Origin of the sequence: Cupriavidus sp. GA3-3 (assembly GCF_000389805.1) — a bacterium.
GTDB classification, from domain to species: domain Bacteria; phylum Pseudomonadota; class Gammaproteobacteria; order Burkholderiales; family Burkholderiaceae; genus Cupriavidus; species Cupriavidus necator_D.
Window position 1 is genome coordinate 235374 of sequence record NZ_KB944502.1, and the last position, 18975, is coordinate 254348.

Sequence of the window (18975 nt, forward strand, 5' to 3'; positions counted from 1 at the left end):
AGCCCCGCCTGTGACTTTGGACCTAGCCCCCGCCGCCGACCTCGCTGCCCCTGGAGCCGATGATGTCCCCGCCTACCTGTCCCGGCTCAACCCGGAGCAGCGCGCCGCGGTGGAACACGGCAGCGACGCGCCGCTGCTGATCATCGCCGGCGCCGGCTCGGGCAAGACCAATACGCTGGCGCACCGGGTCGCGCACCTGGTGCTGGCCGGCGCCGATCCGCGACGCATCCTGCTGCTGACGTTCTCGCGCCGCGCCGCGGCGGAGATGGGACGGCGCGTCGAGCGCATCGTCGACCAGGCGCTCGGCACCCAGACCGGCGCGGGGCGCGCGGCGCTGCAGTGGTCCGGCACCTTCCACGCCATCGGCGCGCGCCTGCTGCGCGAATACGCCGAGACCCTGGGCCTGTCGCCCGCCTTCACCATCAGCGACCGCGGCGATGCCGCCGACCTGATGCACGTGGTGCGCCACGACCTGGGCCTGTCGGAGACCGCCAGCCGCTTCCCGAAGAAGGAAACCTGCCTGGCGATCTACTCGCGCGTGGTCAACACCCAGGCGCCGCTGGAAGACGTGCTCAAGCAGCAGTTCCCGCGCTACGCGATGTGGGCGGATGCGCTGCGCACCCTGTTCGCCGGCTATGTCGAGGCCAAGCAGAAGCAGCATGTGCTGGACTATGACGACCTGCTGCTGTACTGGGCGCAGGCCATGGCCGAGCCCACCATCGCGCAGGACATGGGCGCGCGCTTCGACCACGTGCTGGTCGACGAATACCAGGACACCAATGCGCTGCAGGCGTCGATCCTGCTGGCCATGCGGCCGGACGGCCGCGGCCTGACCGTGGTGGGAGACGACGCGCAGTCGATCTACGCCTTCCGCGGCGCCACCGTGCGCAATATCCTGGACTTCCCGGCGCAGTTCACGCCGGCCGCGCAGCAGGTCACGCTGTCGCAGAACTACCGCTCGACGCAGCCGATCCTGCAGGCCGCCAACGCCGTGATCGGGCTGGCGGCCGAGCGCTATACCAAGGACCTGTGGTCCGAGCGCGCCTCGGCCGAAAAGCCCGGCGTGATCGTGGTCAACGATGAGGCCGACCAGGCCCGCTACGTGGTCGAGCAGGTGCTGGCGCGGCGCGAGGCCGGCCTGACGCTGATGGCACAGGCGGTGCTGTTCCGCGCCGCCGACCACAGCGCGCAGGTAGAGATCGAGCTGGCCCGGCGCAATATCCCGTTCGTGAAGTTCGGCGGGCTGAAATTCCTGGAATCGACCCACGTCAAGGACGCGCTGGCGGTGGTGCGCTGGCTGGAGAACCCGCGCGACCGCATGGCGGGCTTCCGCACGCTGCAGCTGCTGCCCGGCATCGGCCCCAAGACCGCGGCGCGCGTGCTCGATGCGCTGGCGCTGGCCACCGAGCCCTTGTTCTCGCTGGAGCAATTCGAGCCGCCGCCGGCCGCAGCGCCCGCCTGGGCCGACCTGCTGGCGCTGGCGCGCGCGCTGATGGCGCCCACCTCGCCGTGGCCGTCGGAGTTCGAGCAAGTGCTGGCCTGGTACGCGCCGCACCTGGAGCGCCTGCACGACGATGCCGCCGCGCGCCAGGCCGACCTGCAGCAGCTGGAGCGCATCGCCGCCACCTACGGCGCGCGCGAGCGCTTCCTGACCGAACTGACGCTGGACCCGCCCAGCGCCTCCAGCGACGAATCCGGCGTGCCCTCGCGCGACGAGGACTACCTGATCCTGTCGACCATCCACTCGGCCAAGGGCCAGGAATGGAAGGCGGTGTACGTGCTCAATGCGGTTGACGGCTGCATGCCGAGCGACCTGGCGACCGGCACCACCGAAGAGATCGAGGAAGAACGGCGGCTGCTCTATGTGGCAATGACGCGGGCCAGGGACCACCTGGACATCGTGGTGCCGCAGCGCTTCTACGTGCACCAGCAGGTGGGCTTCGGCGACCGGCATGTGTATGCGTCGCGCACGCGCTTCCTGCCCAACCGCGTGATGCCCAACTTCTACAGCCGCTCGTGGCCACCCCCGCCGATGCCGGGCGAAGGGCCGGCCAGACCCGCGCTGGCGCCGGTGGACCTGGCCAGCCGGATGCGGAATATGTGGCGCTGACCAGCGCCACACATCCGTCTTACGCTACCTTCTCCAGCAGCAAACCCTTGAGGTACTCGCCTTCCGGGAATGCCGCCAGCATCGGGTGATCCGTGCCGGCCGACAGCCGCCGCAGGATGCGTGCATCGGCGCGCGCATCGGTCACCGCGCCCGCCACGATCTTCTGGAACAGCTCCATGCTGATCGCGCCCGAGCACGAGTAGGTAAACAGCAGCCCGCCCGGGCGCAGCAGCTGCATGCCGACCAGGTTGATTTCCTTGTAGGCGCGCGCGGCGCGGTCGATATGCTGCGCCGACGGGGCGAACTTGGGCGGGTCCAGCACGATCAGGTCGAACTGGCGGCCCTCGGCGCGGAATTCACGCAGGGTCTTGAACACGTCGGCATCGAGCCAGGTGGCACGCTCGGGTTCGAAGCCGTTGAGCGTGACATTGCCAGCGGCGATCTTCAGCGCCTCGCCCGACGAATCGATCGAGGTCACCGAGGTGGCGCCGCCGCGCAGCGCCGCCAGCGAGAAGCCGCCGGTATAGCAGAAGCAGTTCAGCACCTCGCGCCCGGCGGCCAGGTCGCCCACCAGCTTGCGGTTGTCGCGCTGGTCGACATAGAAGCCGGTCTTGTGGCCGTTGCGCACGTCGACGTAGTAGCGCACGCCGTGCTCGGTGACCGACAGCGCCGGATCCGGCTCGGCGCCGGCCAGCACCCCGGTCACCAGCTCCAGGCCTTCGCGCTGGCGCACGGCGGCGTCGGAACGCTCATAGACGTTGGGGCAGCCGGTTTCCTTGACCAGTGCCTGCACGATCGCGGTCTTCCAGTGTTCCACGCCGGCCGAATTGAACTGGCACACCAGCTGGCCCTTATCACCGTTGCCGTAGTAGTCGACGATCAGGCCGGGCAGCCGGTCGGATTCGCCGAAGATCAGCCGCACTGCGTCGCTGTCCTTCACCCATTGGCGCCGGTAGGCAACGGCCGCGGCCACGCGGCGCTTGAACAGGGCGTGGTCGACCGGCTCGTTTTCATCGAAGGTCCACGCGCGCGCGCGGATCTGCGACTCGGGGCTGTAGGCGGCCTTGGCCAGGAAGCGGCCGTCGGCGGCGCGCACGATCACGGTCGCGCCCGGCTCGCAGCGCCCTTCGGTCGTGGCAATGCCGGTGGCGTAGATCCACGGGTGGCGGCGCAGCAGGGATTTTTCCTTGCCGGGTTTCAGGGTGATGGTGTTCATGTTGGTATGGGGAAACTGCAGACCACCAGCAATTGAAACTGGCGCGAACGCATCAAGGCGACTCCCCTCTCCCGCGCGCGGGAGAGGGGAGAAAACAATGCGGGAAGGACGGGTTAGAGGACGACCTTCACCATCGGATGCGAAGTCAGCGCCCGATACAAGTCGTCGAGCTGCTCGCGGCTGGTGACCCACACCGTCACGGTCAGGCCCAGGTAGTTGCCGCCGCTGGAGGGGCGCATTTCCATCTTGCCGGCGTGGAAGTCGGGATCGAACTCCTGCACCAGCGTGACGATGGCCTCGGCAAAGCCGTCCTGCATCGCGCCCATCACCTTGATGGGAAAGTGGCTGGGGTATTCGATCAGCGACTGCTCCGGCGGGATGTCGCCCGGCTTGTTGCTGCCTTGCTTGTCGGTTGTCATGTCGGATTCTCCGGCACGAAACCGGCGCGCCGCATGGCGCGCCGGCTTACGCGCATTCAGGTCACTTGCGCTTGAACCACAGGCGGATGGTGTCCCACAGGCGGCCGAAGAAGCCGGCCTCGGGCACTTCTTCCAGCGCCACCACCGGGAACTCCGCCACCTTGTTGGTGCCGTCCATCAGCTTGACCATGCCCACCTGCTGGCCTGCCGAGATCGGCGCGATCAGTAGTTCCTGGCGCTCCAGCACCGGCTTGAGGCGTCCGCCGGTGCCCTTGGGCACGGTGACGAAGGTCTCGTTCTGCACGCCGATCTTGACCGTGCCGCTCTTGCCCTTGTAGATGTCCGGCGTGGCCAGCACCTGGCCCTTGTCGTACAGGCGCAGCGTGTCGAAGAACTGGAAGCCGTAGTTGAGGATCTTCAGGCTTTCCTGGGTGCGCACCTGTTCGGTGGTGGTGCCGATCACGATCGAGATCAGGCGGCGCGAGCCGTCCGGCACGTTGGCCAGCGGCCGCTTGGCCGACGAGATCAGGCAGTAGCCGGCGGACTTGGTGTGGCCGGTCTTGACACCGTCCACGGTCGGGTCGATGTACAGCAGGCGGTTGCGGTTGGGCTGCCTGATCTTGTTATAGGTGAACTCCTTCTGCGAGTACATGGCGTAGTACTCGGGAAAGTCCTTGATCAGGCGCGTGGTCAGCGTGGCCAGGTCGACCGCGGTGGTGTAGTGGTTCGGGTCGGGAATGCCGTCGGTGTTGGTGAAGTGGGTGTTCTTCATGCCCATGCGCTGGGCCTCGCGGTTCATCATCGCGACGAAGCCCTCTTCCGAGCCGCCCACGGCTTCGGCCAGCGCCAGCGCGGCGTCGTTGCCCGACTGCACGATCAGGCCCAGCAGCAGGTCCTGCACGGTGACCGGCTTGTTGGGCTCGATGAACATGCGCGACTCGTCGCTTTTGACCTTGAGCACCACGCTGGTCGGCACCACCGCCTGGTCCAGCGTCAGGCGCTTTTCCTTGAGTGCCTCGAACGCCAGGTAGGCGGTCATCAGCTTGGTCAGCGAGGCCGGCTCGATGCGCGCATCGGCATTCTGCGACGCCAGGGCCTGGCCGCTGGTCACGTCATACAGCATCCACGACTTGGCTGCGACTTGCGGCATCGGCACGCCCTGCGCCAGGACGGCGGCAGGCGCGGCGGCCAGCACGATGGCGGCGGCGATGGCGGCGGGAGCAAAAGCGGACGAAAGGCGTGTCGTGGCTCGATTCAGCATGTTTCTGTTTTCCGACAGTAAGAAGGTGGCGCGGGGATGGTCCGGGTGGCGGCGTGCCGGCCTCACCGGTCCCACGCATTGACGACGAGCTGCTTGATCAGGTGCAGCTTGCGGTGAAAGAAATGGTCGGCGCCGGGGATCACGATCACCGGCAGCTCCTGCGGGCGGGCCCAGTCGAACACGCTGGCCAGCGGCACGGTGTCGTCCTGTTCGCCATGGATCACGATGGTGTCGGCCGGCACCTCGGCTACCTGCCAGCGGCTGGCGGCGGTGCCCACCAGCACCAGGCGCTGCGCGGGCGTGCCGGCCTCGGCCAGGCGGCGCGCCACGTGGGTGGTGACGAAGCTGCCGAACGAGAACCCGCCCATGGCCAGCGGCAGCGTTGCGGCCTGTGCCGACCACGCGGTCTGCTGGCGCATCCAGGCCACCACGGCCAGCAGGTCGTCCTGCTCGGCGATGCCGTTGTCATGCTCGCCGGCGCTGCCGCCGACGCCGCGGAAGTTGGGGCGCACCGTGGCATAGCCCAGTTGCACGAAGCTGCGCGCCAGCGTCTGCGCGACCTTGTTGTCCTTGGTGCCGCCGAACAGCGGATGCGGATGCGCTACCAGCGCCAGGCCGCGCGGCTCACCTTGCGGCAGGTCTACCGAGAGATCGATCGCACCGGCGGGACCGGCGATGGAAAGTACCTGGGTATGCGCGTTCATGATGGCGGTCAGGATGGCGGTGAAGCCAGCGCCCGGCGGGAAGCCCGGGCAAAAATGAAAAAACCGTCCGGCTGGCGGGCGGCGGGGCAATACGGCAAAGCGGCAAAACAGGGAAGCAACAAGCCGGCATGCGCCGGCTTCGGTTGGTTCAGCGGTCCACCATCAGCCGTTCGACAGGCTTGCCCTTCATCAGGTGGCTGTCGATGATTTCATCGATGTCGTGCTCGTCGACAAAGGTGTACCAGATGGCCTCGGGGTAGACCACCAGCACCGGGCCGAGTTCACAACGGTTCAGGCAGCCTGCCTTGTTGATGCGCACGCGGCCTTCGCCGCCGGCGATGCCCAGTTCCTTGCAACGCTTCTTGGCGTATTCCTGCATCGCCTGGGCGTTGTGGTTGGCGCAGCAGTTCTCGCCGGCCTCGCGCTGGTTCAGGCAGAAGAAGACGTGGTGCTGGTAGTAGCTGCTCATGCGTACGGTGTGAGAAGGCGGCCCCGGACGGCGGCACGGCCCGGACGGCATTGAACGGAAGCTCGGAATTATACGGTGTCGCGGCGGCATGGCCGCGATGGCGGCGCCCTGGCACGGCGGTCTAAGTTGCCGCCGGCCCCCATCGGGTGGCGCTTCGCGCACCTGCGATGCATCCGGCATTCCGAAACCCCGGAGTCGCGCCGTCCGGATTTCCGGAATCCCGGAGGCCGCGCGCCCCTGCCGGGCCGGTGTTTCCTTGTGAATCAACCAGTTAGCAATGCCGGTTTGACTGGCACGGCGGTTGCGAATTCCCGTCCCTGAACGCGCCGCAACCGTGACGGCGCGCGGCCCGAGCGATAGCGCCCGGGTACGGTCAACACCGAGGACGACATCATGAGAAAACCCTTCTACAAGATCCTGTACGTGCAGGTCCTGTTCGCCATCTGCGTCGGCATCCTGCTCGGCCACTACTGGCCCGACACCGGCGTGGCCATGAAGCCGCTCGGCGATGGCTTTATCAAGCTGATCAAGATGATCATCGGCCCGATCATCTTCTGCACCGTGGTGACCGGCATCGCCGGCATGAGCGACATGAAGAAGGTCGGCCGCGTCGGCGGCAAGGCGCTGCTGTACTTCGAGGTGGTGTCGACCTTCGCATTGCTGATCGGGCTGGGCGCCGCGCACCTGCTCAAGCCGGGCGTGGGCTTCAACATCGACCCGGCCACGCTGGACACCAAGGCGATTGCCCAGTACGTGTCCAAGGCGCACGGCCAGAGCACGGTCGAGTTCCTGATGCACATCATCCCGGACACGGTCTTCAGCGCCTTTGCCAACGGCGACATCCTGCAGATCCTGCTGGTGTCGCTGTTCTTCGGCGCCGCGCTGGCCGTGCTCGGCGAACGCGCGCGCATCGTGGTGCAGCTGATCGAGCAGGTCTCCAAGGTGTTCTTCCATATCGTCCACGTGATCACCAAGGTGGCCCCGATCGGCGCCTTCGGCGCGATGGCGTTCACCATCGGCAAGTACGGCCTGGGCTCGCTGGTGCCGCTGCTCAAGCTGATCGGCACCTTCTACTTCACGGCCATCATCTTCGTGCTGGTGGTGCTGGGCACGATCGCACGCATGACCGGCTTCAGCATCGTGCGCTTCATCTCGTACATCAAGGAAGAGCTGCTGATCGTGCTGGGCACCAGCTCGTCGGAAGCGGCGCTGCCGCACATGATGGAGAAGCTGGAAAAGCTCGGCTGCTCGCGCTCGGTGGTGGGCCTGGTGGTGCCCACCGGCTATTCGTTCAACCTGGACGGCACCAACATCTACATGACGATGGCGGTGATCTTCATCGCGCAGGCCACCGGCATCGAGCTGACGCTGATGCAGCAGCTGACCATCCTGGCGGTGGCGATGATCACCTCCAAGGGCGCCAGCGGCGTGACCGGCTCGGGCTTCATCACGCTGGCCGCGACGCTGGCGGTGGTGCCGACCATCCCCGTGGCGGGCATGGTGCTGATCCTCGGCATCGACCGCTTCATGAGCGAGTGCCGCGCGCTGACCAACATCATCGGCAACGGCGTGGCCACGGTGGTGGTCTCGGCATGGGAGCGCGAGCTTGACCGCAAGCGCCTGGCCAGCGTGCTGAACGGCGGCAGCGGCGATGTGGCGGATCTTGCCGACGTGGGCCAGGGCGTCCGCTGAGGGCGCCACCACCGCTGCGCGGACGGCTGCCCCGGCCGCCCGCCAGCAGGTATCATCGGCGCGACAGCCCCCGCGCGCGCCGATGACCCACTCAGACGATTTTCTCGCCGTGCATGACCCCGCCGCCACCCGTCCGGCCCACGCGCCGGCCGTCGGCAGCGGGCGATGGTGGGGCTTTGCCTTGGCGCTGGCCGCGGGTCTCCTGCTGCTGTGCGCGCTGACCTGGCTGGTCTCGGTCCAGCGCGGCCTGGCCAGCCTCCAGCAAAGCACGGCCACGCGCGCCGACCGCTACGCCGCCACGCTGGAAAGCACCCTCGACCGCTACGAATTCCTGCCCGCGCTGGTCTCGCTGCACCCCTTCGTGCGCGGGCTGCTGGACTCCCCCGACGACCCGCAACGCGTGGCCGCCGCCAACCAGTACCTGGCGGAGGTCAACCGCCGCGCGCATGCCTCGGCCACTTATGTGATCGCCGCCAACGGCATTGCGCTGGCGGCCAGCAACCACGGCCAGCCCGGCAGCTTTGTCGGCACAGACTACCGCTTCCGCCCCTACTTCCAGACCGCCGCGGGCGGCAAGATGGGGCGCTTCTATGCCATCGGCATCACCAGCGACGAGCCCGGCTACTACCTCGCGCAGCCGGTCGAGTCCGGCGGCAAGGTCATCGGCGTGACCGTGGTCAAGCTCAACCTGGAGTGGTTCCAGCGCGCCGGCAGCGGCGCCGAGCCGCTGATGGTCAGCGACGACCATGGCGTGATCTTCCTGTCGTCGGTATCGGCCTGGCAGTACCGCACCCTGCGCCCGCTGCCGCCGCCGCTGCAGGCCGAGATGGAAAAGACACGCCAGTACCACGGCCGCGCGGTGACGCCGCTGCCGCTGGAGCCGCTGACCTCGCCGGTCACGCGCTGGCTGGCGGACACCACGCTGGCCGACGGCGCGCGGCTGGTGCGCGTGCGCGACGAATCGCCCGCCAGCAAGACCACCTCTGCCCCGGACGGCGCCGAACGCGCCGTCCGCTACCTGGAACTGGACCGCACGGTCGGCGCGGCTGGCTGGACCATGCAGGTGATGGCGCCGCTGGAGCCGGTGCTGGCCAATGCGCGCAACGCCACCGTGGCGGCGGCGCTGGCCTATGCCTGCATCTGCCTGCTGCTGGTCAACTGGCGCCAGCGCCGCCAGCGCGCGCGCGACATGCAGTACAGCCGCCGCCTGCTTGAGGCCGCCTACGACCAGCTGGAGCGCCGCGTCGAGGCCCGCACCGCCGACCTGATGGCGATCAATGAAAAGCTGGAAGATGAAGTGGCCGAGCGTACCCGTGCTGAAAGCGAGCTGCGCGCGGCCCAGGACGAACTGGTGCAGGCCAGCAAGCTGGCCGCGCTGGGGCAGATGGCGGCCGGCATCACGCATGAGCTGAACCAGCCGCTGGCGGCGCTGCGCACGTTCTCGGACAACACCCGCGTGCTGCTGGAGCGCGGCCAGCTGGCCGCGGCCGAAGGCAACCTGACCGCCATTGCCGACCTGACCGAGCGCATGGGCAAGATCACCGGGCAGCTCAAGCTGTTCGCCGGCAAGGCGCGCCCGGTGCACCGGCCGGTCGCGCTGCGCGCCGCGGTCGATCATGTGCTGGCGCTGCTGGCACCGCGCCTTGGCGCGGTCACCGTCAACGTCACCGGCCTGGACGCCCTGCCCGGGCTGGCCGTGCGCGCCGATGAGCTGAAGCTGGAGCAAGTGCTGCTGAACCTGCTCGGCAACGCGCTGGATGCGATTGCGGCGGCCGCACCGGCGCAGGGACAGATCGATCTCGAGGTGCAGGCAGAAGACCACGCCGTCACCATCGTCGTGCGCGACAACGGCACCGGCATCGCGCCGCAAGCGCTGCCGCGCCTGTTCGAACCCTTCTTCACCACCAAGGAAACCGGGCAGGGTCTGGGGCTGGGGCTGGCGATCTCGTCGTCGATCGTGCGCGAGTTCGGCGGCCAGCTGAGCGTGGCCAACGTGCCCGGCGGCGGCGCGCAGTTCACGCTGGTGCTGGCGCGCGCCCCCGCCATCGATCCGGCGCCATCGGTTTCCGCCTCTCAATGAGTATTGCCATGCAAGACGGTCTGCGTGTCCTGTTTGTCGAAGACGAGCCGCTGGTGCGCCAGGCCACCGCGCAGAGCCTGGAGCTGGCCGGCTTCGCGGTGCTGGCGCTGCCCTCCGCCGAGGCCGCGATCCCGCACCTGCACGGCGCCTTTGCCGGCGTGGTGGTGACCGACGTGCGCCTGCCCGGCGCCAGCGGGCTGGACCTGCTGCAGCACTGCCGCAACGCCGCGCCGGGCGTGCCGGTGATCCTGGTGACCGGCCACGGCGACATCACCATGGCCGTGCAAGCCATGCGCGAAGGCGCCTACGACTTTATCGAAAAGCCCTTCGGCGCCGACCGCCTCACCGACACTGTGCGCCGCGCGCTGGAACGCCGCGCGCTGGAACTGGAAAACCAGGCGCTGCGCCGCGAACTGGCCGGCCCCGCGGCGGGCACGCGCATCATCGGCCGCTCGCCCGCGATCGGGCAGGTGCGCGCGCTGGTGGCCAATGTCGCGCCCACCGACGTGCCGGTGATGATCAACGGCGAGACCGGCACCGGCAAGGAACTGGTGGCGCGCAGCCTGCACGCGCTGTCCGGCCGCGCCGAAGGCCCGTTTATCGCGCTGAACTGCGGCGCGGTGCCCGAGGCCATCTTCGAGAGCGAGATGTTCGGCCACGAGGCCGGCGCCTTCACCGGGGCCGGCAAGCGCCGCATCGGCAAGCTCGAGCATGCCTCGGGCGGCACGCTCTTCCTCGACGAGATCGAGAGCATGCCGCTGGCGCTGCAGGTCAAGCTGCTGCGGGTACTGCAGGAAGGCTCGCTGGAGCGGCTGGGGTCGAATGCCTCGGTGAAGATCGATGTGCGCATCGTCGCCGCGGCCAAGGGCGACATGGATGCGCTGGTGGCACAGGGCAGCTTCCGCGAGGACCTGTATTACCGGCTGAACGTGGTCACCATCGCGCTGCCGCCGCTGCGCGAGCGGCGCGAGGACATCGTGCCGCTGTTCGAGCATTTCTCGCTGGTGTCCGCGGTGCGCTACCAGCGGCCGGCGCCGATCCTGTCCGAGGCGCAACGCCAGGCACTGGCCCAGCGTCCCTGGCCGGGCAATGTGCGCGAGCTGCGCAATGCGGCGGATCGGATGGTGCTGGGCGTGCCGGAGGGCGGGCAGGCAGGTGCGCAGGCCGCGGGCCCCGATGAAACCGCGCCGCTGCGAGAGCGGATGGAGCACTTCGAGCGCGCGGTGATTGCGGATGCACTGGCACGCACCGGCGGCGCGGTCAGCCAGGCGGCGGACTTGCTGCAAGTCGGCAAGGCCACGCTCTATGACAAAATCAAGCGCTACGGGCTGTGATGTCATGCTGCCTTCATTGCGCTGCCATGCCGCCGTCACATTGGCGGCCTATTCTTCGATGGCGGCTGCGGCATTGGCAGGTGCCCGCCGTGTGTATCAATCTTCGTGGTAATTGACGGCCCCGCGTATGCGGGGCGTTTTTTTGGGTTGTGCACCCCGCCCCGCCACTTCACACTCGCCACACATTCCCCTCACCCCCGCTGGCCAGACTGGAGCCCTGCCATCTCCGGGACCCGCCATGCCCTCCTTCGACTACGACATCGTCATCGCCGGCGCCAGCTTTGCCGGCGCCGCCTGCGCCCTGGCCGCGGCGCGCGCCGGCCTGCGCGTGCTGGTGCTGGAACGCAAGACCGATCCCGGCGACAAGCTCCACACCACCGGCATCCTGGTCAAGGAAGCCATCGAGCAGACCTGGCTGGGCCGCGCGCCGGCCGATTGCGTGCACCGCGTGGAGCAGGTGCGGCTGTACTCGCCCAGGCTGCGCAGCATCGACCTGAGTGCGCCCGGCTATTATTTCCACACCACCGATACGCCGCGCCTGATGCGCTGGCTGGCCGCCGAGCTGGTGCGCCACCGGGTCGAGCTGCGCCTGGGCCAGGCGTTCGTGGGCGCGGTGCCGCGCAACGGCGGTTGGCATGTGACCGGCGTGGGCAATACGCGCTATCTGGTCGGCGCGGATGGCGCGAAATCGCGCGTGGCCCAGTGTGCCGGGCTGGGGCGCGTGCACAGCTTCCTGTATGGCGTGGAGTATGAGTTCCCGGGACTGGCGCTGCCCGAGCCGGGCGCGCTGCACTGCTTCATCACCCGGCGCTTCGCACCCGGCTATATCGGCTGGATCGCGCAGAACCCCACCGGCGTGCAGGCCGGCCTGGCGCTGCGCTACCTGCCTCGGCACGGCCGCGCGCCAGACCTGGACGGTCTGCTGGCGCATGTGCGCGAGCGCGCCGGCCTGCCGCAACTGGCGCAGCCTGCGGCGACGCGCGCGGGGCTGATCCCATGCGGCGGCCCGGCCTTCCCGCTGGCGCGCGACGGCGTGATCCTGACGGGAGATGCCGCCGGCATCGTGTCGCCGGTCACCGCCGGGGGCATCCACTATGCCTTTGCCCATGGCGAGTCGGTCGGCCAGGCCGTGGCCGCGCACCTGCTGCGCGGCGGCCCGGCCCCGGAAGCGGTCGCCACCGCCGGCGCGCCGCGCTTTCGCGCCAAACGTGCGCTGCGCTGGATGTTCGACCGCTTCCAGTGCGACTGGCCCTTCGACCTGATGCTGTACTCGCCGCCGCTGCGCTGGGCGGCGGAGCAGATCTATTTCCACAAGCGCCGAGGCGAGGATCCCGCGCCGCCGCCGCGCGCAGCCACCAGCGCCTGACCGGCTGGTCCACTGAATCACTGAAATGGGAGGCGAAGGACATGTCATGCGGGATGCAGCGCTAGGGCGAAGCAGGGGTTTCGGATTGCATGGCAATCCGCCTGCGTAGCGGCATGCGCTTGCAAGCGCATGTGCGCCCTGCAAGGGCAGGGCGCAGCAATAGCACGGCTATTGCGAGCATTTGCAACGACGCGATGCGCCCGCATGACATGGCAGGCGCCGACCGATTTCAGTGATTCAGTGGACTAAAATGCCGGGCATGGAACAACCGCGGATCCTGGTGGTGGAAGACGAGCAGGCCATCGCCGACACCATCCTCTATGCCTTGCGCACCGACGGCATGCTGGCCGAGCACTGCACGCTCGGCGGCGCCGCGCTCGAGCGCATGCGCGCCGGCGCGGCCGACCTGGTAATCCTGGACGTGGGCCTGCCGGATCTGAGCGGTTTCGAGGTCTGCCGCACGCTACGCACGTTCAGCAATGCGCCGGTGGTCTTCCTGACCGCGCGCCATGAAGAGATCGACCGCATCGTCGGGCTGGAAATCGGCGCCGACGACTACGTGGTCAAGCCCTTCTCGCCGCGCGAGCTGGCCGCGCGCGTGCGCGCCATCCTGCGCCGGGCGCGCGGCGGCGGTGCTACCGCGGCGAAGAGCGACAAAGTTGCCGGCTTCACGCACGACAAGGACGGCGCGCGCCTGGCCTACCGCGGCCGCTGGCTGGAGCTGACCCGCTACGAGTACCTGCTGCTGGCCTGGCTGGTGACACATCCGGGCCGCATCTACTCGCGCGCGCAGCTGATGGAGTGCGTCTGGGAAGATGCACTCGACACCAGCGACCGCACCGTCGACACCCATATCAAGACCCTGCGCGCCAAGCTGCGGGAGGCTTCCGCCGACGGCGCCGAGCGCATCCGCACCCATCGCGGCATGGGCTATTCGCTGGAACCCTGAGCGCACGCCATGCATATCGGCCTGCGCATCTTCTTCGGCTTCTTCCTGATCGTGGGACTGGCCACGGTGCTGACGCTGCGCGTGTTTGTGCAGGAGGTCAAGCCCGGCGTGCGCCAGGCCATGGAAGACACGCTGATCGACACCGCGCACGTGCTGGCGGCGCTTGCCGCCGACGACATGAAGGCCGGACGCATTGCCGACGGCGATTTCGCGCGGCACATGGCGGCGCTGCGCGATGTGGCGGTGAATGCCGATGTGTCGGGCCTGCACAAGGACAGCATCGGCTACCGCGTCTACGTGACCGATGCCAACGGCATCGTGCGCTTTGACTCCACCGGTACTGACGTGGGCCGCGACTATTCGCGCTGGAACGATGTTTACCTGACGCTGCGCGGCAAGTACGGCGCACGCAGCACGCGCACCGACCCCGACGACGAGGCCAGCACCGTGATGCACGTGGCCGCGCCAATACGCGACGCGGACGGCGAGCGCATCATCGGCGTGCTGACCGTGGCCAAGCCCAATGCGGCGATGGCGCCCTTCATCGAGCGCAGCCAGCGCAAGATCCTGCTCTACGGCGGCCTGCTGATCGGCGCTGCCTGCGTGATCGGGCTGGCCTGCACGCTGTGGCTGGCGCATGGACTTGGCCGGCTGCGCGGGTATGCGCGCGCGGTGGCGGCCGGCGAACGCGCGGAGATGCCGCTGCGCGGCGGCAGCGAGCTGGCCGAGCTGGGCCGCGCGGTGCAGGGCATGCGCGAGCGGCTGGAAGACAAGCAGTATGTCGAGCACTACATCCACACGCTGACCCATGAGATGAAGAGCCCGCTGGCCGCGATCGGCGGCGCCGCCGAGCTGCTGCAGGAAGAGATGCCGGCGGCGGACCGCCAGCGCTTCGTCGCCAATATCCGTGCACAATCCGGGCGGCTTGAAACCATGATCCGCAAGCTGCTGGCACTGGCCGATGTCGAGCAGCGCCAGCGCCTGGAAGTGCGCGAGCCGGTGCGGCTGGCGCCGCTGCTGGCGCAACTGGGCAGCGAGCTGGAACCGCGCGCGCGCCAGCGCGGCGTCACGCTGCGGCTGGCCGCCGACGCCAGCCCGGACCTGGTCGCCGGCGATCCGTTCCTGCTGCGCCAGGCCATCGCCAACCTGCTGGAGAATGCCATCGATTTCGCCCCGCCGGACAGCGAAGTCATGGTGCGGCTGGAGCGCCGCGGCGGCGCGCTGGCCATCGCCGTCGCCGACCAGGGCCCGGGCATCCCCGACTACGCGCTGCCGCGCGTGTTCGAGCGCTTCTACTCGCTGCCACGCCCGCACGGTGCGGACAAGAGCACCGGCCTGGGCCTGTGCTTTGCACGCGAGGTGGCAACGTTGCATGATGGCGATGTAACGCTGGCCAACCGCCCCGGCGGCGGCGCGCTGGCGGAACTGACCCTTCCGGCCGGGTAGTTCGACGAGGTGACCGGACCGGCATAGACTGGGGCTTCTAACGTGACCGCGCTGAAACTCCCTATAATCGAACGACCGTTCATTTAGGGCACCTGCACTGTGCCCGTCAGTAGTTCAGGAGACACCATGCCCGCCGCCAAGCAACTGCCCCAGGCCCTGCAGAACCTGGCCCTGCCCGTCATCGCCTCGCCCATGTTCATCGTCAGCTACCCGGAGCTGGTGCTGGCGCAGTGCAAGGCCGGCATCGTCGGCTCATTCCCGGCGCTCAATGCGCGCCCGGCGGAGCTGCTCGACGAGTGGCTCACCCAGATCGAAGGCGAGCTGGCCACCTTCAAGGCCGCCAACCCGGGCGCGCAGGTGGGCCCGGTCGCGGTCAACCAGATCGTGCATACCTCGAACGCGCGGCTCGAACACGACGTAAAGGTGTGCGTGGACCACAAGGTGCCGATCTTCATCACCTCGCTGCGCGCACCGGTCAAGGAAATGATCGACGCGGTGCACAGCTATGGCGGCATCGTGCTGCACGACGTGATCAGCATGCGCCATGCCGAGAAGGCGATCGAGGCCGGCGTCGACGGCCTGATCCTGGTGGCCGCCGGCGCCGGCGGCCATGCCGGCATGCTGTCGCCGTTCGCGCTGGTGGGCGAGGTGCGCAAGATCTTCGACGGCCCGATCGCGCTGTCGGGCTCGATCGCCACCGGCGAGGCGGTGCTGGCCGCGCAGGCCATGGGCGCGGACTTTGCCTACGTCGGCACGCGCTTTATCGCCTCGCAGGAGGCCCACGCGGCGGAATCGTACAAGCAGTCGATCACCAGCTCGGCCGCCGCCGATATCATCTACACCAACCTGTTCACCGGCGTGCACGGCAACTACATCCGCGAAAGCATCAGCAACGTGGGGCTGGATCCGGACAACCTGCCGGTGGCCGACAAGAGCAAGATGGACTTCTCCAGCGGCGCCTCCAAGGCCAAGGCATGGAAGGACGTCTGGGGCGCCGGCCAGGGCGTGGGCCAGATCCACGACATCCCCACCGCCGGCGAAATCGTCGCGCGCATGAAAGCGGAGTACGATGCCGCCAAGGCGCGCCTGGGTATCGCGCGCTAACCGAGGTTTTTACCGGGCCGCTATTGCGGCCCTTCATTCAACCATTGCCTGGTCCAAGCTCCACCACCCCGCCCGATTCCGACGCCACGTTGAGCCGCCGGCAGCAGGCGCTGCGCGCCATGTGGGTGGTGCTGGGCGCGGTCTTCCTGCTGCTGGGGGTGATCGGCATCTTCCTGCCGGTGCTGCCGACCACGCCATTCGTGCTGCTGGCCGCGGCATGCTTCGCGCGGGGATCCCGGCGCTTCCATGAATGGCTGCTGGGACATCCGCGCTTCGGGCCGCTGGTCAGCGACTGGCAGCGCCATCGCAGCATTCCCTTCCGGGCCAAGTGCCTGGCGTTGTCGATGATGTGGGCGTCGATGGGGACGACCGCGTGGATGCTGCGGGCGCGGCCGCTTGCCTCGGCGGCGTTGCTGGCTTGCGCGGTGGGGGTGAGTGTCTGGATGGTCCGGCTGCCGACGCGGCCGGTGGAGGGGGGGAAGTCTTGAGGATGCGGGCGTATTGAAGCGCGTCACTCCGTCGACGCACCGGCCCTATCCCCGGCCGGCCCCTCTCCCGCCTGCGGGAGAGGGCCGGGGGAGAGGGCTGCCAGCGTATCAACGAAGTCGATCCTGCCAGCCGCCACCCAACTCAATCGTAGCTGCGCGCATCCTCGATCAGCTTCCCATCCTGCGGCAACGACCCCGCCGCAACGAAAGCTACTTCACCGCGCAGCCGCATCACTTCGCGCAGCGATTCCGCCACCGCACGCTGCAAGTCACCATCCTCGCGCGTAGCCTCGCAGCGCAGCGTCATCACGTCCGCGCCTGGGTCGCCAGTCACCACCAGCCGCGCCGCGCGGATCTCCGGATGCCGCCGCAGCACGTCTGCCACCTGCCCGGGATGCACGAACATGCCCTTGACCTTGGTGGCCTGGTCGGCACGGCCCAGCCAGCCCTTGAGTCGGATATTGGTGCGCCCGCACGGGCTGGGCCGCTGCGACGACTCCGCCACGATGGCCGAGAGGTCGCCGGTGCCGAAGCGGATCAGCGGGTAGTCGCCGTTGCCCAGCACCGTCACCACCACCTCGCCGGTCTCGCCCTCGGGCATCGGCCGGGAACCGCCGGGCTCGACGATCTCTACCAGCACGCCCTCGTCCACCACCCAGCCATCGCCGCCCTCGGTCTCATAGGCAATCAGGCCGACATCCGCGGTGCCATACATCTGCTGCACGCGCACGCCGCGCGCCTGGAACCAGGCACGCAGCGACGGCGGCAGCGCCTCGCCCGAGACCAGCGCCTTGGCCAGGCTGGTGCAGGGCGTGCCCAGCTCGTCGCCGCGCTCCAGCAGCAGCTTCAGGAACGACGGCGTGCCGGCGTAGGCCGTGGGCTGCAGGCTGGCCAGCGCCTGCACCTGCGAATCGGTCTGGCCGACGCCGGCCGGGAACACGCAGCAGCCCAGCCGGTGCGCGCCGGTCTCCATCATCATGCCGGCCGGGGTGAAGTGGTAGGAGAAGGTGTTGTAGACCAGCTCGCCGGCGCGGAAGCCCGCCGCATGCATGGCGCGGGCCACGCGCCACCAGTCGGCGTCATGGCCGTCGGGTTCATGGATCGGGCCGGGCGACTGGAACACATGGCGCAGCTTGCCCAGCGGCGTGGCGTTGAGCCCGCCCAGCGGCGGCAGTGCGCGCTGGCGCGCGGTCAGGTCCGACTTGCGCGTGACCGGCAGCGCCGCCAGCGCCGCGCGCGAGCTCAGCAGCCGCGGGTCGACGCCGCCCAGCATCTCGGCAAAGTAAGGCGCGTTGTCGCGCGCATGGGCCACCTGGCGTGCCAGGGCGGCAAGGAGCGCCTGCTCGCGGACTTCCGGCGCGCGGGTTTCGAGCGAATCGAAGTGTTCTGGCATGGTGCTATGCGTCAGGGAATGGGATGCGGCATGCCGCCGCGCCGCTGGGCGCGTGGTGGCAATGCCGGATGAAATCGGTCGGGTGCCTACGCCAGCCAGCGCTTGCGGCGCCGGTAGCTCTTCACATCGCGGAACGACTTGCGCCCGGCACCGTCGTCCGCATCGTTGGCGGCCACGCCCAGGTAGAACTCCTTGACGTCCTCGTTGGTGCGCAGCGACTCGGCGTCGCCGTCCATCACCACGCGGCCGTTTTCCAGGATGTAGCCGTAGTCGGCATAGCGCAGCGCCACCATGGTGTTCTGCTCGGCCAGCAGGAAGCTGACGTTCTCGCGCGAATTCAGGCCGCGCACGATCTCGAAGATCTCCTCGACGATCTGCGGCGCCAGCCCCATCGAAGGCTCGTCCAGCAGGATCATCGCGGGCTTGGCCATCATGGCCCGGCCGATCGCGCACATCTGCTGCTCGCCGCCGGAGGTGTAGCCGGCCTGCGACTTGCGGCGCGTCTTCAGCCGCGGGAAGTATTCGTAGATCTTTTCCAGCTCGTCGCGCGTCTGGCCGCGCGACAGGCCGCGCGTGTAGGCACCGGTGAGCAGGTTCTCTTCGATGGTCAGGTGCGCGAAGCAGTGGCGCCCTTCCATCACCTGGATCACGCCGCGGCGCACCAGGTCGTTGGGCGTGAGCTGGTCGACGCGGTCGCCGCGATATTCGATCGAGCCCTTGGTGACATCGCCGCGCTCGGCCTGCAGCAGGTTGGAGATGGCCTTGAGCGTGGTGGTCTTGCCCGCGCCGTTGGCGCCGAGCAGCGCCACGATCTTGCCTTCCGGCACTTCGAGCGAGACGCCCTTGAGCACCAGGATCACGTGATCGTAGATGACTTCGATATTGTTGACGGACAGAAGGCTCATGGTGCGGCTCGTGTTGGTAAGACGGTTCGGCTCAGGCGA

At 68.6% G+C, this 18975-nt stretch carries 16 protein-coding genes; 9 read left to right on the forward strand and 7 right to left on the reverse strand.

Annotated elements, in window-relative coordinates:
• Window positions 1–10 precede the first annotated feature (10 nt).
• Window positions 11–2110: an ATP-dependent helicase gene (locus C265_RS26595; protein ID WP_011614452.1), complete on the forward strand. Its 2100-nt coding sequence runs from the start codon at window positions 11–13 to the stop codon at window positions 2108–2110.
• Window positions 2111–2129: 19 nt separating this feature from the next.
• Here the strand turns inward: C265_RS26595 and C265_RS26600 are convergent, their stop codons facing one another.
• From C265_RS26600 to C265_RS26620, 5 genes are all read right to left on the reverse strand, one after another.
• On the reverse strand, window positions 2130–3326 hold the full coding sequence (locus C265_RS26600; protein ID WP_010814859.1) for a class I SAM-dependent rRNA methyltransferase: 1197 nt from the start codon (window positions 3324–3326) through the stop codon (window positions 2130–2132).
• A gap of 113 nt (window positions 3327–3439) precedes the next feature.
• Window positions 3440–3745, reverse strand: a complete 306-nt coding sequence (locus C265_RS26605; protein ID WP_010814860.1) for a YbeD family protein — start codon at window positions 3743–3745, stop codon at window positions 3440–3442.
• Between the two features lie 61 nt (window positions 3746–3806).
• Window positions 3807–5006, reverse strand: a complete 1200-nt coding sequence (locus C265_RS26610) for a D-alanyl-D-alanine carboxypeptidase family protein (RefSeq protein WP_010814861.1) — start codon at window positions 5004–5006, stop codon at window positions 3807–3809.
• A gap of 62 nt (window positions 5007–5068) precedes the next feature.
• Window positions 5069–5710, reverse strand: coding sequence for an alpha/beta hydrolase (locus tag C265_RS26615; protein WP_010814862.1), 642 nt, complete (start codon window positions 5708–5710; stop codon window positions 5069–5071).
• A gap of 148 nt (window positions 5711–5858) precedes the next feature.
• Entirely contained in the window at window positions 5859–6179 is a 321-nt protein-coding gene (locus tag C265_RS26620) for a ferredoxin (RefSeq protein WP_010814863.1), read from the reverse strand.
• Window positions 6180–6572: 393 nt separating this feature from the next.
• Between C265_RS26620 and C265_RS26625 the strand changes: the two genes are divergently transcribed.
• From C265_RS26625 to C265_RS26660, 8 genes are all read left to right on the forward strand, one after another.
• Window positions 6573–7871, forward strand: a complete 1299-nt coding sequence (locus C265_RS26625; protein WP_010814864.1) for a dicarboxylate/amino acid:cation symporter — start codon at window positions 6573–6575, stop codon at window positions 7869–7871.
• 82 nt (window positions 7872–7953) lie between these two features.
• Entirely contained in the window at window positions 7954–9951 is a 1998-nt protein-coding gene (locus C265_RS26630) for an ATP-binding protein (protein WP_037025359.1), read from the forward strand.
• Window positions 9952–9959: 8 nt separating this feature from the next.
• Complete coding sequence (locus C265_RS26635; protein ID WP_010814866.1) at window positions 9960–11285, forward strand: sigma-54 dependent transcriptional regulator; 1326 nt, start codon at window positions 9960–9962, stop codon at window positions 11283–11285.
• Window positions 11286–11523: 238 nt separating this feature from the next.
• Window positions 11524–12651 carry an NAD(P)/FAD-dependent oxidoreductase gene (locus C265_RS26640; protein WP_010814867.1) on the forward strand — a complete coding sequence of 376 codons (1128 nt, stop codon included), beginning with the start codon at window positions 11524–11526 and terminating at the stop codon, window positions 12649–12651.
• 250 nt (window positions 12652–12901) lie between these two features.
• Entirely contained in the window at window positions 12902–13600 is a 699-nt protein-coding gene (creB, locus tag C265_RS26645; protein ID WP_305728167.1) for a two-component system response regulator CreB, read from the forward strand.
• 9 nt (window positions 13601–13609) lie between these two features.
• Window positions 13610–15046: a two-component system sensor histidine kinase CreC gene (creC, locus tag C265_RS26650; protein WP_010814869.1), complete on the forward strand. Its 1437-nt coding sequence runs from the start codon at window positions 13610–13612 to the stop codon at window positions 15044–15046.
• A 126-nt stretch (window positions 15047–15172) separates the two neighbouring features.
• Window positions 15173–16150: a nitronate monooxygenase family protein gene (locus tag C265_RS26655; RefSeq protein WP_010814870.1), complete on the forward strand. Its 978-nt coding sequence runs from the start codon at window positions 15173–15175 to the stop codon at window positions 16148–16150.
• 119 nt (window positions 16151–16269) lie between these two features.
• Entirely contained in the window at window positions 16270–16638 is a 369-nt protein-coding gene (locus tag C265_RS26660; protein ID WP_010814871.1) for a YbaN family protein, read from the forward strand.
• A gap of 142 nt (window positions 16639–16780) precedes the next feature.
• Here C265_RS26660 and C265_RS26665 read toward each other — a convergent pair whose 3' ends face one another.
• Window positions 16781–18031, reverse strand: coding sequence for a phenylacetate--CoA ligase family protein (locus tag C265_RS26665; protein ID WP_010814872.1), 1251 nt, complete (start codon window positions 18029–18031; stop codon window positions 16781–16783).
• An 86-nt stretch (window positions 18032–18117) separates the two neighbouring features.
• Complete coding sequence (locus tag C265_RS26670) at window positions 18118–18936, reverse strand: ABC transporter ATP-binding protein (RefSeq protein WP_010814873.1); 819 nt, start codon at window positions 18934–18936, stop codon at window positions 18118–18120.
• Window positions 18937–18975: the final 39 nt, after the last annotated feature.